Genomic DNA, 14469 nt, shown 5'->3' with positions numbered 1-14469 from the left:
GGCAACCTAGCCGATCGCGGCGAGCGCCTTGCGGATCCGCTGCTCGCTCACCGGGCCGTCCGTGCCGAGCCGCTGCGCGAACAGCGACACGCGCAGCTCCTCGAGCATCCAGCGCACGGAGTCCAGCGCCGCCGCGGACTCGGGGCTGATGCGGCCCTTCGCATGCGCGGCCCGCACGGCGTCGTAGGCCTCGACGGACTGGCCCACCTGCCACGCGAGCTGTGCGTCCTTCGCCGGGTCCGCCTGCGCCTTCTCGAGCCGGTGCGCGGCGGCCTTGAGATAGCGCGCGAGGTGGGGGAGGCGGTCGGGAGGCGTGGCACGGACGAAGCCGTCCCCTACGAGCGCCGCGGACTGCTCCCGCAGCTCCTGGAGCGTGGACAGCAGCGCCAGCGAGGTCGCGCCGCGCACCGCGACGTCGAGCTCGCGGGCCGCGGCGAGGGCGGCGGCGGCCTGACGGGCGACGTCGAGGACCCGGTCCTCCAGCTGGCCACGGACACGGTCGCGCACCGCCTCGTACGAGGCGCGGTCGCGCACCGCGCCCGCATCGGGCGTGAGGGTCGCGACGGCCGCCGCCTGCAGGTCGTCCACCAGCGCGTCCGTCGAGCGGTACGGCGACGCGCCGAGCGCGAGCGACTCGGCGGGGGACCAGCGGGTGGTGACGCGCTTTGTCGCGAGCCCCACCTCGGTGACGAGCAGCCGCCGGACGCCGCGCGCGTGCGCCGCATCACGCTCGGAGGCGTCCGCGAGCACGCGGAGCGCGGCCCGGGGTCCCTCCTCCACGATCGCGGGGTAGCCGCGCGCGACCACGCCGTGCACCGTGCCTTCGACCTCGTCGGGCAGCGCGTCCAGGTCGGGCCAGGTGGTGAGCGCGTCGACCTCGGCGACGGCGGCGCTCGAGGGGCGCGCCGGCGAGGAGCCCGCCCCGCCCGAGGCCGCGGCGACGGCCGCGGGAGACCCGGCCCGGGCATCGTCCCGCCGGCCGCGCGAGGCGGCGTCGGCGGCGCGCTGCACGGCGGTCCGCACCGCGGCCTGCGCCTGCGGCGCGAGGGAGCGCTGGAGCAGGAGCAGGTCGTGGGACTCGTCGAGGATGCGCTGGCCGCGGCCGCTCGGCTCGACCACGCGGAACGTCATGCGCAGGTGCGCGGGCAGCCGCTCCTCGAGGCCGTCCCACGCGTCCGCGGGGATGTCGACGTCGCGGAGGTCGCGCACCGCGCGCGCGAAGGCGTCGCGGAACGGCTCGGCCATGTCGGCGGCGCGGACCACGTCCTCCCACGCGGGCAGGTGCTCGCCCATCCACGCGACGATGTCACGGGCGGCGTCGGGCGCGGGCACCAGGAGCCGTCGTACCGACTTGGGCAGCGCCCGGATGGTCGCGGTGACCAGCTCGGGCAGCATGCCGGGCACCAGCCAGTCGAAGCCGTCGGGGATGACGCGGGCCAGGACGCCGACGGGCACGTGCACCGTGACGCCGTCCGCGGCGGTGCCGGGCTCGAACTGATAGGTGAGGGGCAGCTCGAGGTCGAGCTGGGGCCACCGCTCGGGGAACTGCGACGGGTCCACGGCGGCGTGCTCGGGCACCAGCTCGTCGAGCGTGAGGGTGAGCAGCTCGGGGTCCTCGCGGCGCGCACCCTGCCACCAGCGGTCGAAGTGCCGCGCGGACACGATGGTCTCGGGAAGGCGCGCGTCGTAGAACGCGTAGAGGGTCTCCTCGTCGGCGATGACGCCGCGGGTGCGGGCGCGCGCCTCGACCTCGGCGGCCTCCTCAAGGACGCGCTGGTTGCGCCGCCAGAAGCCGTGGTGCGTGGTCCATTCGCCCTGGACCAGGGCGTGGCGGATGAACAGGTCGCGCGCTCCCTCGGCGTCGACCTTGGCCCACAGCACGGGACGGTCGGCGACGATCGGCACGCCGTACAGCAGCACCTTCTCCGTGGCCATCGCGGCGCCGCGCTTGGTGCTCCAGTGCGGCTCCGAGTACGTGCGCTTGGCGAGGTCGCCCGCGAGCTCCTCCGCCCAGGCCGGGTCGATCCGCGCGACGTCGCGCGCCCACAGCCGACTGGTCTCCACCAGCTCCGCCGCCATCACGAACTCCGGCGGCTTCTTCGACAGCGGCGATCCGGGGTTGATCGCGAAGCGGATGCCGCGTGCGCCGATGAACTCGTTCGATGCCCGCTTGCGCGCCCGCCGCATCTCCTTGGCGCGCGCCTCGCCCTTGAGGTGGGTGAAGGAGCTCGCCTTGAGCTGGAGCACGTCCTGCGCTCCCACCTGCGACAGCAGGCCAGCGAGGATCGACCGGTGGATCGCGTCGTCGTCCCACACGTGGCGCAGCGCGCCCGATCCCTCGGGGTCCTCGACCGGGGAGGGCTTGCGGTACGCCATCGCGATGTCGAGGGACTTGGCCGCCTCCCGCAGCTGCTGGACCAGGTCCTGCCACTCGCGCACGCGCAGGAAGTTGAGCATCTCCGCCTTGCACAGACGGCGGAACTGGTTGCCCGACAGCGCGTGCTGGCGCTCGCGGACGTGCTCCCAGAGGTTGAGGTACGCGAGCAGGTCCGAGGACGGGTCCGCGAAGCGGCGGTGGAGCAGGTCCGCCTCCTCGCGCCGCTCGGCGGGGCGCTCGCGCGGGTCCTGGATGCTGAGCGCGGCGGCGATGACGGCGACCTCGCGCGCGACGCCGTGACGGGCGCCCTCGACGATCATCCGCGCCTGCCGCGGGTCGATCGGGAGACGCGAGAGCTGGCGGCCCACGTCGGTGAGCACCGTGCGGCCGTCGCGCGTGGTGATCGCGCCCAGCTCGCTCAGCAGCTGCACGCCGTCGCGGATCGCGCGCGTGTCCGGCGGCTCGACGAACGGGAAGCGCGCGACGTCCTCGGGGCTCTCGACCACGCCCACGGAGATCATCTGCAGCAGCACGCTCGCGAGCGAGGTCCTCAGGATCTCGGGCTCGGTGAACGCAGGGCGGGTCTCGAAGTCCTCCTCGGAGTACAGCCGGATCGCGATGCCGTCCGCGAGGCGTCCCGCGCGCCCCGAGCGCTGGCGCGCGGACGCCTGCGAGATGGGCTCGATGGGCAGGCGTTGGACCTTGGTGGCCTTCGAGTAGCGCGAGATGCGCGCGGTGCCCGGGTCGACCACGTAGTGGATGCCGGGCACGGTGAGCGACGTCTCGGCGACGTTGGTGGCGAGCACGATGCGCCGGGCCGTGTGCCGCTCGAACACCCGGTGCTGCTCGGCGGCCGAGAGGCGCGAGTACAGCGGCAGGATCTCGACGCGCCGGGGGTGACGCGGGTCGCGCGCGCGCTCGCCCAGGTGGGCCTCGAGGCCGTCCGCAGTGTCGCGGATCTCGCGCTCGCCCGAGAGGAACACCAGGACGTCGCCCGTGCCCCACGTCATGAGCTCGTCGCACGCCTCGACGATCCCCGTGACCAGGTCCTTCTCCTCGCCCTTGGTCTCGCCCTCGAGCGGTCGGTAGAGGATCTCCACCGGGTAGGTACGGCCGGTGACCTCGACCACCGGGGCGCGCCTGGCGTCGTCCTCCGGCGCGTCCACGGGCAGCGGGCCGCCCTGTGCGAAGTGCCGCGCGAACCGCTCGGAGTCGATGGTCGCGGACGTGATGACGACCTTGAGGTCGGGGCGGCGCGGCAGCAGGTTGGTGAGGTAGCCGAGCAGGAAGTCGATGTTGAGGCTGCGCTCGTGGGCCTCGTCGATGATGAGCGTGTCGTAGGCGAGCAGGTCGGGGTCGCGCTGGATCTGGGCGAGCAGGATGCCGTCCGTCATCACCTTGACCAGCGTGTCCTCGGAGCTCTGATCCGTGAAACGCACCTGGTAGCCGACGATCCCGCCGAGCTCCGTGCCCAGCTCCTCCGCGATGCGCTCCGCGACGGATCGCGCGGCGATCCGGCGGGGCTGCGTGTGCCCGATCTGGCCGGCGCGGCCGCGGCCCAGCTCGAGGCAGATCTTGGGCAGCTGCGTGGTCTTGCCCGAGCCGGTCTCGCCCGCGACGATCACCACCTGGTGGTCGCGGATCGCGGCGGCGATGTCCTCGCGGCGCGCGGAGACGGGCAGCTCGGCTGGGTAGGCGATGGGTGGCACCTCGACGGCGGCGCGGCGGGCGGACGCCGCCTCCAGCGCGCGGCGGCTGACCCGGGGACGATGCGCCGGCTGGGTGGGCGCGCCGTCGCGCCTGCCGCGTCCGCGCCGGTTCCGCCGGGGCCTGGTCTCCTCGCTCACCCGGACATTCTCCCAAGTCCCGCCGACACTCCCGACCGGGCCGCCGCATCGTCCCCCCAGAAGTGGGGGATGATCGCGCGACCGTCGGTCGCTACCGTGGGGCGGACGCGTGCAGGGGCGCGCGCGGGATGGGGGAGTCGTGGCCGGATGGCGCGGTGCGTGGGTGCTCGTGGCGGTGCTGGCGGTGGGCGGATGCTCCGGGTCGGGAGGCGGCGAGGCGACGCCTGCGGCGAGCGCGACGGCCGCGGTCGCGGGTGACGGCCTCGCGGCGGTGACGGACCGCTGGTGCCTCGCGGAGCCGGGACTTCGCGAGGACGTCTGCGTGACCGTCGACCTCCCGACAGTGGTGGCCGACGCGTCGCCCGACGCGATCAGCTACGTCTACCTGGACGGCGACGATCCGCGCGAGCTCACGGCGGGCGACTACGCGATCTCCCCGAACCGGGAGGAGTGCTGGGAGGCGTCCGTCGACGCGTACCCGTCCACGAACGCCGCCATGTTCCTGTACTGCCCGGGCGGCGCCGCTTCGGGTCTCGACTGGGTCGATTCCCCTTCGAATCTCGAGGGCGCGTTCCTCGGGGTGGACGTCGCGGACGTCCTCGCGATGGACCGCCTGTACCTCGTGGGCGAGCAGGCCGAGGCAGATGTGTACCCCTACCTGCGCGAGCCCTCCTGAGCCGCGGCGACACCCGGACTCGACCCGCGCATCGTCCCGTCGCTGTCGGTGGGGGCTCCTAGAATCGTCTCCATGCCCGGCAAGGATTTCGTCCACCTCCACGTCCACACCGAGTACTCGATGCTGGACGGAGCGGCGAAGATCGGCGACCTGTTCAAGGAGGCCGAGCGGCTGGGCCAGTCCGCGATGGCCACCACGGACCACGGCTACCTGTTCGGCGCGTACGAGTTCTGGAACAAGGCGCAGGCCACCGGCGTCAAGCCGATCATCGGCCTCGAGGCGTACCTCACGCCTGGTACCGCGCGGGGTGACCGCACGCGTGTGCGGTGGGGCGAACGCGGCCAGGAGAACGACGACGTCAGCTCGGGCGGCGCCTACACTCACGCGACCATGTGGGCCCGCGACACCGGTGGCATGCACAACCTGTTCCGCCTCGCGTCCTACGCGTCCCTCGAGGGCCACTTCTACAAGGCCCGCATGGACCGCGACCTGCTGCAGCGGTTCTCCAAGGGCATCATCGCGACCACCGGCTGCCCGTCGGGCGAGGTGCAGACGCGGCTGCGGCTGGGCCAGTACGACGAGGCGCTGCGGGCGGCGGCGGAGTTCCAGGACATCTTCGGCAAGGACTCGTACTACGTCGAGCTGATGGACCACGGCCTCGACATCGAGAAGCGAGTGTTCGAGGACCTCATCCGCATCTCGAAGGCGATCGGCGCGCCGCTGGTCGCGACGAACGACCTCCACTACACCAAGAAGGAGGACTCGGTCTCGCACGAGGCGCTCCTGTGCGTGCAGTCGGGCTCGACGCTGAGCGAGCCCACGTACGACCAGGGCGGCAAGCGCTTCGCGTTCTCCGGCGACGGCTACTACGTGAAGTCCGCCGAGGAGATGTGGAAGATCTGGGGCGACTACCCGGAGGCGCTCACCAACACGCTCGCGATCGCGGAGCAGTGCGAGGTGGAGTTCAACACCAAGGCCGACTACATGCCGGTGTTCGACTGCCCGCCGGGGGAGGACGAGCACTCGTGGTTCGTCAAGGAGGTCCAGAAGGGCCTTCACCTACGCTTCGGCGAGGAGATCCCCGCACACGTGCAGGAGCGCGCGAACTACGAGATCGAGGTCATCGCGGGCAAGGGCTACCCCGGGTACTTCCTGGTGGTCGCCGACTTCATCCAGTGGGCCAAGGACAACGGCATCCGCGTGGGGCCGGGGCGTGGCTCCGGGGCCGGCTCGATGGCCGCATACGCGATGAAGATCACCGACATCGACCCGATCGAGCACCAGCTGTACTTCGAGCGCTTCCTCAACCCGGAGCGCGAGTCCAAGCCCGACTTCGATGTGGACTTCGACGAGCGCAGGCGCGGCGAGGTCATCCAGTACGTCACCGACAAGTACGGCCAGGACCGCGTGTCGATGATCGTCACGTACGGCACCATCAAGGCCAAGCAGGCGCTCAAGGACTCGACGCGCGTGCTCGGCAAGCCCTATTCGCTCGGTGAGACGCTCACCAAGGCGTACCCCGAGGCGATCATGGGCAAGGACATGCCGCTGATCGGCGTCACCGACTCCGCGCACCCCCGCCACCACGAGGGCCAGGACTTCCGTGCCGTGCTGGAGACGGACCCCGAGGCGCAGCAGGTGTTCGAGCTCGCGCAGGGCCTCGAGGGTCTGAAGCGCCAGTGGGGCGTGCACGCCGCCGGAGTCATCATGTCCTCCGACCCGCTGATCGACATCATCCCGATCATGCGCCGCGAGCAGGACGGCGCGGTCATCACGCAGTTCGACTACCCGACGTGCGAGACGCTCGGCCTGGTCAAGATGGACTTCTTGGGGCTCCGCAACCTCACGATCCTCGATGACGCTCTCGAGAACATCGTCGACAACGGCAAGGAGCCATTGGTCCTCGAGGACCTGCCGCTGCACGACGAAGGCGCGTTCGAGCTGCTGGGCCGCGGCGACACGCTGGGCGTGTTCCAGCTCGACGGCACGGCCATGCGCCAGCTCCTGCGCCAGATGCGACCCGACACGTTCGAGGACATCTCGGCCGTGCTCGCGCTGTACCGCCCGGGCCCGATGGGCATGAACTCCCACACGAACTACGCGGAGCGCAAGAACGGGCGCCAGCCGATCGCGCCCATCCACCCCGAGCTGGACGAGCCGCTCAAGGAGGTCCTAGGGATCACCTATGGCCTGATCGTGTACCAGGAGCAGGTGCAGCGCATCGCGCAGATCGTCGCCGACTACACCCTGGGTGCCGCCGACCTGCTGCGTCGCGCGATGGGTAAGAAGAAGAAGGAGATCCTCGACAAGGAGTTCGAGCCCTTCGAGGCCGGCATGAAGGCCAACGGGTACTCCGACGCCGCCATCAAGGCGTTGTGGGACACCCTGCTGCCGTTCGCCGACTACGCCTTCAACAAGGCGCACACCGCGGCGTACGGTGTGCTGTCCTTCTGGACGGCGTACCTCAAGGCGCACTACCCGACCGAGTTCATGGCGGCCCTGCTCACCTCGGTGGGCACGGACAAGGACAAGTCCGCGCTGTACCTCGCGGAGTGCCGCCGCATGGGCATCACCGTGCTGCCGCCGGACGTCAACGAGTCCAAGGCGACCTTCGCGGCCGTCGGAGACGACGTCCGCTTCGGGCTCACCGCGGTGCGCAACGTGGGCGCGAACGTGGTCGCCGAGATCGTCAAGGCGCGCACCGAGCAGGGCGCCTTCACGTCCTTCGCCGACTTCCTCGACAAGGTCTCCGCGACCGTGTGCAACAAGCGCACCATCGACTCGCTCATCAAGGCCGGCGCGTTCGACTCGATGGGCTACTCGCGCCGCGCGCTCAACGCGATCCACGAGCAGGCCATCGACTCCGTGATCGGCGTCAAGCGTCAGGAGGCGACCGGGCAGTTCGACCTGTTCGCCGACGCCGCCGACCTGGGCGGGGGAGTGACGGTCGAGGTGCCCACGCTCGAGGAGTGGGACAAGAAGACCAAGCTCAACCTCGAGCGCGACATGCTGGGCCTGTACGTGTCCGACCACCCGCTGTCGGGCCTCGACCACGTGATCCGCTCCGAGGCGTCGCACCAGATCCTCAACGCGACGCCCGCCAACGGCGTCAAGGAGAACGACCAGATCAAGCTCGCCGGCCTGGTCACCCGCGTGGACCGCCGCATCGCGAAGTCCGGCAACCCCTACGCGATCGTCGCGCTCGAGGACATGACCGGCGAGACCGAGGTCTCGTTCTTCGGCAAGGTCTACGAGACGTACGCGCGGGACCTCGCGGACGATGCCGTGCTCGCCATCAAGGTCCGGTGCCGTGAGCGCGGCGACGGCGGGCTCCAGTTCTCCGCTGTCGAGGTGAACGTGCCGAACCTCAACGTCACGGACACGTCGCCGGTGGCCATCACGGTGCCGGCGTCGCGCGTGACGCCGCCGCTGGTGGAGCAGGTCAAGGGGATCCTGCGCTCGCACCCCGGCGCGATCGAGGTGCGGATGGTGCTCACCGGTCCCGACAAGCCGCTCACCATGCGGCTGGGGGACGAATTCCGGGTGTCGCGCTCGTCCGCGCTGATCGGCGACCTCAAGGCCGCGCTGGGCCCCAACTGCCTCTCGGGCGCGTAACGCGACCGGAATTGGTATCTGGTGGTCGGTTCCGGGAGATCGCCGCGCGGCAGCGGTAGGTGGTTGTCGGTGGCGGCGTTCGCGGGCGTGCGACCCTGAGCCCATGACCCCGATCGCCTGGCAGCGCCTCGAGGGCGCCGCGCTCGCGGCCGCCGCGTTGGCGGGCGCGGTCGCGCTCGACGCCTGGTGGTGGCCGCTCGCGCTGTTCCTCGCGTTCGACCTGAGCGCGCTCGGGTACCTGCGTGGGCCGCGGGCGGGGGCGTTCGCGTACAACCTGGTCCACTCGTACTGGGGTCCGGCGGCGCTCGGCGCGTGGGCCATCGCGGCCCAGGTGTGGGACGTCCCCGGCGACGTGCGGTGGATCCTGATCGGCGCATCGTCCTGGCTGTTCCATGTGGGCGTGGACCGTGCGCTGGGCTACGGGCTCAAGCTCGACGACCACTTCCAGCACACCCACCTGGGGTGGATCGGGCGTCGCGGCGAGGAGCGCGGTCACTAGACTCGGCACGTGCTCTCTCGGATCGACCTCCGCGGCCAGGACCTGTCCGCCCGTGAACTGCTGTCCATCGTGCCCCGCGCCGACGTCAACGTCGGCGACGCGCTCGCCGTGGTGGAGCCCATCATCGAGGACGTGCGCGTCCGCGGCGAGGCCGCGCTCAAGGAGCTCGGCGAGCGGTTCGACGGCGTGGTGCCCGCGCACCTGCGCGTCCCGGCGCACGAGATCGAGCAGGCGCTCGCGACCCTCGACCCCGCGGTCCGTGACGGCCTCGAAGAGGCGATCGATCGCGTCGGCCGGTTCCACCGTGCCACGGTCCCGCCGCCGGTCGACGTCGAGCTCGCGCCCGGCGCGGTGGTGTCGCAGCGGTGGATCCCCGTGGGCCGCGTGGGCCTGTACGTCCCCGGCGGCCTCGCGGTGTACCCGAGCTCCGTGGTGATGAACGTGGTCACGGCGCAGGCCGCCGGCGTGCCGTCCATCGCGGTGACCAGCCCTCCGCAGAAGGCGTTCGGAGGGCTTCCGCACCCGACCATCCTCGCGGCGTGCGCGCTGCTCGGCGTCACCGAGGTGTACACCGTGGGCGGCGCCCAGGCGATCGGCATGCTCGCGCACGGCGTCGAGGGCCTGTGCGACCCCGTGGACGTCATCACGGGTCCCGGCAACGTGTACGTCGCCGCCGCCAAGCGCGCGGTCAACGGTCTGGTGGGGATCGACTCCGAGGCCGGGCCCACCGAGATCGCCGTGATCGCCGACTCGACTGCGACTCCGCGCTGGGTCGCCGCCGACCTCCTCAGCCAGGCGGAGCACGACCCGATGGCAGGCTCCGTCCTCATCACCGACTCCGAGGAGCTCGCCGAGGCCGTCGAGCGCGAGCTCGGCGCCCTCGCGGATGCGACCAAGCACCTCGCCCGCACCAAGGAGGCGCTGACCGGGCGCCAGAGCGCGGTCATCCTCACGGACGGCATCGACCAGTCGATCGCGGTCGCGGACGCCTACGGCGCCGAGCACCTCGAGATCCACACCGCCGACGCCCGCGCGGTCGCGACGCGCATCCGCAACGCGGGCGCGATCTTCGTGGGCGAGCACTCGCCCGTGCCGCTCGGCGACTACCTCGCGGGCTCCAACCACGTGCTGCCCACCGGTGGCACCGCGCGCTTCGCGTCGGGCCTCGGGGTGACCGCCTTCCTCAAGGCGGTGTCCTTCATCGACTACAGCTCCGAGGCGCTCGGCGCGGTGGGCGAGAAGGTGGTCGCGCTCGCCGAGGCCGAGGATCTGCCCGCCCACGGCGCCGCCATCCGCGCGCGGCTCGAAAAGTAGGACGGCCCCGTCCACCGACACGCGGTGTCGGTTTTGTCACCGGATGTACGCGGCGGGTCCGCACGCCTGTCATGATCCTCTCACCGCCACTGTCGGCGGCCTAGCACTGAGGGGACCCATGACCACCTTCGCCGGCGCCTCCGCGCGCCCGTCGGGGCGCCTGATCGCGAGCATCGTCGCGCTCGCCGCGGCCCTGACCTTCCTTGTCCCGGCGGCCGCGCGCGCCGCCGACACGCCCGTCAACTCGGTTCAGCCGAGCTTCGACGGTATCTACCGCGTCGGCGAGACCGTCACGGCCGACCCCGGTACCTGGACCCCGACGCCCGACTCGTACGACTTCGAGTGGATCATCGGCGACGTCACCGTCGCTACCGGAGAGACGTACACGATCGACGCCGCCGCCGCGGGCTGGGACAGCGGCCTGCAGCTCAAGGTGACCGCACACCTCGCCGACGCCACCTCCGGCGTCGCGTGGTCGGAGCCGTTCCACATCGAGGACGGCGTGCTGCCTCCCTTCACCACCTCGATCACGGGCACGCTCGTGGTCGGGAAGACCCTCACCGCGGCAGTCCCCGCCGCGGGCGACGTCGCCGTGCAGTGGCGCCGCGACGGCAAGAACATCGTCGGCGCGACCGGCGCGACCTACACGCTGAAGACCGCGGACGCAGGCCACATCGTCTCGGTGCGCGTCGCTCGCAGCGCGCCCGGCTACCTCACCGCCGTCTCGATCGCGAAGGCGTCCGCGGCGGTGAAGAACGTGTTCGCGACCACCTACGCGCCGACCATCGCGGGCACCCGCGCGGTCGGCAAGACCCTGACCGCCAACGTCAAGGCGTGGACCCCGGTCGCGACGTTCTCGTACCAGTGGAAGCGCGACGGCGTCGCGATCCCGGGCGCGACCGGCCGCACCTACGCGCTCACCGCGAAGGACCTCGAGGGCCGCATCGCCGTCACGGTCACCGGCCGCAAGAGCGGCTACGCGGCCGCGTCACGGACCTCGGGCACCACGGGCGAGGTCGCCAAGGGCACCATCGTCGCGCCGACCCCGACCATCGCGGGCACCGTCCGCGCGGGCTCGACGCTCACCGCCCGCACGGGCACCCTCAAGCCCTCGACCGTCGCCAAGAAGTACCAGTGGCTGCGCGACGGCAACCCGATCGCGGGCGCCACCAAGGCGACGTACGCGCTCAAGAACGTCGACGCAGGCAAGCGCATCGCGGTCAAGGTGACCTACTCGAAGTCCGCGTTCACCACGCTCTCGAAGAGGTCCGCCGCGACCGTCACGGTCAAGGCGCGCCCCGAGGTCGCCGTGAAGAACGGGTACTACCAGGTGGGCGTCGACATCAAGCCCGGCACCTACTACCGCACCGGTTCGGGCGTCTGCTACTGGGAGCGCCTGTCGCGCAAGTCGCACGACTACCTCAACGGCTCGAACATCGGCCTGGGCCGGTCGTACGTGACGATCACGTCCACCGACAAGTGGTTCTACACCGAGGACTGCGGCGGCTGGACCCGCTTCGACGGCACCGGCGCCAACGTGGGCTCCGTCACGGCCAAGACCGGCACCTACGCGGTGGGTACGGACATCAAGCCCGGCACGTACAGCGGCTCGAACGTGACGGGGTTCACCCTCTACGGGTCGCCGACCGAGATGTGCATCATCATCGTGGAGTCGGAGCCGCTGGGCACCATGGACGTCGCCTCGGTGCTCGAGTACTACTACCCGGGCGACCGGGTGACCGTCACGGTCGACAAGGGAGAGTGGCTCTCGTCCTTCGGCTGCGGGAAGCTCACCCGCTCCAGCTGACCATCACCACGGGAGGGGCGTCGCGCGAGCGGCGCCCCTTTCGCGTCCCCGCGTGACCGGGGCGACGCGACCTCCCGCGACGCGCGGGACGATGCGCCTACCGCACCCCGAGCACGAACGGCAGGACCTCCTGGGCCCCGGCCCGGCGCAGCAGCCGCGCGGCGACCGTGAGGGTCCATCCCGAGTCCGTGAGGTCGTCGACCAGCAGCAGCCGGCGTCCCGCGACCGTCCCGGGCGACACCTCGAGCGCGAGCCGCCGCGCCACCCCGGCGAGGCGCACCGCCGAGTTGACGTCGTGACGCCCGGGATCCGCGAACGCGTCCGCGGGCCCGACCGCCCCGAGCAGGGGCACCTCGAGCCAGCGGGCGAGCCCGCCGGCGAGGTGGTCGACCAGCAGGGGGCGGGTGGCGGACCGGACCGCGATCACGCCGTCGACCACCGGCCGCGCCCCGTTCTCGGGGCCCGCGCCGGAGCCCCCGACCCACAGCGCGTCCCAGTCGCGCAGCACCCTGACCGCCGCGGTGCGCAGCGGCACGGGCGTCTCGCCGTCGACGGGGCGCCCCGACTCGTCGCGCGTCTCGAACAGGTCGCGCAGCGCGCCCGACCAGCCGAGCCCGTCGAGCCGCGCCACCGCGCGCCCCGGCGACGCCTGCTCGTCCGCGGGGATGCGCCCGCGCAGGTCGAGGCCGAGCGCGTCCATACCCGTGGGCCACTGCCGCCGTGCGACCACCTCGACGCCCACGCGGTCCAGCCCCGCCTGCGCGGCCTCCACGGCCTGGGCGGACGGCGCGCCCGGCAGCGTCACGCCGCCGCACGCGTCGCAGCGGCCGCAGCGCCAGCCGTCCTCGAGCTCAGGGTCGTCGAGCACGCGCCGCAGGAACGCCATCCGGCATCCGGCGAGCCCCTGGTACTCGAGCATGGTGCGCTCCTCGGACCGCCGCGCCTCCGCGACGCGTGCGTACCGCTCGGCGTCGTACGCCCAGGGCCGGCCGGTCGCGATCCAGCCGCCCTGCACGCGCCGCACGGCGCCGTCCACGTCGAGCACCTTGAGCATCGCCTCGAGCCGCGACCGGCGCAGGTCCACGCGCGCCTCGAGCGCGGGCACAGAGGTGGGCGCGTCCGGCGACAGCGCGGCGAGGGTGGCACGCACCGTCTCCTCCGGAGGGAACGCCTGCGAGCCGAACCACTCCCAGATGGCGCGGTCCTCGCGGCCGGGCAGCAGCGCCACCACGGCGCGCTCGACGCCGCGCCCCGCGCGTCCCACCTGCTGGTAGTACGCGATGGGGGAGGACGGCGCCCCCAGATGCACCACGAACGCGAGGTCGGGCTTGTCGAAGCCCATGCCCAGCGCGGACGTCGCGATCAGCGCCTTGACGCGGTTGTCGCGCAGCTCGCCCTCGAGCCGCTCGCGCTCCGCGGGATCCGTCTGACCCGTGTACGCGGCCACCTCGAGGCCGGCGGCCCGCAGCTGCGAGGCGACCTCCTCCGCCGCGGACACCGTGAGGCAGTACACGATCCCGGAGCCGTCCAGCGCGCCCAGCGAGGACGCGAGCCACGCCACGCGCGCCGCCGGGTCGGGCAGGTCGAGCACGGCCAGGTGCAGCGACTCGCGGTCGAGCGCCCCGCGCAGCACCAGCACCTCCGCGCCCGCGCCGCCCGCGGATCCGGTCACCCCCAGCTGCTCCGCGACGTCCGCGGTCACCCGGGCGTTCGCGGTCGCGGTGGTAGCGAGCACCGGGATCCCGGCCGGCAGGTCCGCGAGCAGCGTGCGGATGCGGCGGTAGTCGGGCCGGAAGTCGTGCCCCCAGTCCGAGATGCAGTGCGCCTCGTCGATCACCACCAGCCCGGCGTCCGCCGCCAGCCTCGGCAGCACCTCGTCACGGAACTGCGGGTTGTTCAGCCGTTCGGGCGAGCACAGCAGCACGTCCACCTCGCCCGCCGCGATCGAGGCGTGCACGGCGTCCCACTCGGTCACGTTGGCCGAGTTCACCGTGACGGCACGGATGCCCGCGCGCGCGGCGGCCGCGATCTGGTCGCGCATGAGCGCGAGCAGCGGCGACACGATCACCGTGGGACCCGCGCCGCGATCGCGCAGCAGCCGCGAGGCGACGAAGTAGACGGCGGACTTGCCCCACCCCGTCCGCTGCACCACGAGCGCCCGCGCCTGCCGCTCCACGAGCGCCGATATCGCGGTCCACTGGTCCTCGCGCAGCGCGACGTCCGCGCGGCCCACCAGGTCCCTGAGCGCGCCTTCGGCGTCGAGGCGGAGGGACGATGCGGCGGTGACCGGAGCGGGGGAGGCGACCATCCCCCGATGGTAGGGCGGGGGTCCGA

7 protein-coding genes are annotated in these 14469 nt (G+C 72.3%); 5 read left to right on the top strand and 2 right to left on the bottom strand.

From position 1 onward, the window contains the following. Nucleotides 1-6 precede the first annotated feature (6 nt). Nucleotides 7-4224, bottom strand: coding sequence for an ATP-dependent RNA helicase HrpA (gene hrpA / locus AOM05_RS11585; RefSeq protein WP_062522409.1), 4218 nt, complete (start codon nt 4222-4224; stop codon nt 7-9). A 139-nt stretch (nt 4225-4363) separates the two neighbouring features. Between hrpA and AOM05_RS14510 the strand changes: the two genes are divergently transcribed. From AOM05_RS14510 to AOM05_RS11560, 5 genes are all read left to right on the top strand, one after another. Continuing rightward, the gene (locus tag AOM05_RS14510) at nt 4364-4900 is read left to right on the top strand and encodes a hypothetical protein (protein WP_062522408.1); all 537 of its coding nucleotides are present in this window, start codon (nt 4364-4366) and stop codon (nt 4898-4900) included. A gap of 72 nt (nt 4901-4972) precedes the next feature. Next, on the top strand, nt 4973-8515 hold the full coding sequence (gene dnaE / locus AOM05_RS11575; RefSeq protein WP_062522406.1) for a DNA polymerase III subunit alpha: 3543 nt from the start codon (nt 4973-4975) through the stop codon (nt 8513-8515). A 103-nt stretch (nt 8516-8618) separates the two neighbouring features. Next, nucleotides 8619-9014, top strand: coding sequence for a DUF4260 family protein (locus AOM05_RS11570; RefSeq protein ID WP_062522404.1), 396 nt, complete (start codon nt 8619-8621; stop codon nt 9012-9014). A gap of 9 nt (nt 9015-9023) precedes the next feature. Next, nucleotides 9024-10328, top strand: coding sequence for a histidinol dehydrogenase (hisD, locus tag AOM05_RS11565; RefSeq protein WP_062522402.1), 1305 nt, complete (start codon nt 9024-9026; stop codon nt 10326-10328). A 118-nt stretch (nt 10329-10446) separates the two neighbouring features. Then, complete coding sequence (locus AOM05_RS11560) at nt 10447-12135, top strand: Rv1352/Rv1906c domain-containing protein (protein ID WP_062522400.1); 1689 nt, start codon at nt 10447-10449, stop codon at nt 12133-12135. 97 nt (nt 12136-12232) lie between these two features. Here the strand turns inward: AOM05_RS11560 and AOM05_RS11555 are convergent, their stop codons facing one another. Next, complete coding sequence (locus AOM05_RS11555) at nt 12233-14443, bottom strand: DEAD/DEAH box helicase (RefSeq protein ID WP_062522398.1); 2211 nt, start codon at nt 14441-14443, stop codon at nt 12233-12235. Between the last annotated feature and the right edge of the window lie 26 nt (nt 14444-14469).

The organism is Demequina silvatica, assembly GCF_000971215.1.
Lineage (GTDB): Bacteria > Actinomycetota > Actinomycetes > Actinomycetales > Demequinaceae > Demequina > Demequina silvatica.
Note: the sequence above shows the minus strand (reverse complement) of the source record. Positions and strands in the feature narration are given on the sequence as shown.

Bases quoted from the DNA above. Each gene is read 5' to 3' on its own strand.
- dnaE (WP_062522406.1), top strand. From the start codon at position 4,973: ATGCCCGGCAAGGATTTCGTCCACCTCCACGTCCACACCGAGTACTCG.
- AOM05_RS11570 (WP_062522404.1), top strand. From the start codon at position 8,619: ATGACCCCGATCGCCTGGCAGCGCCTCGAGGGCGCCGCGCTCGCGGCC.
- AOM05_RS11560 (WP_062522400.1), top strand. From the start codon at position 10,447: ATGACCACCTTCGCCGGCGCCTCCGCGCGCCCGTCGGGGCGCCTGATC.
- AOM05_RS11555 (WP_062522398.1), bottom strand. From the start codon at position 14,443: ATGGTCGCCTCCCCCGCTCCGGTCACCGCCGCATCGTCCCTCCGCCTC.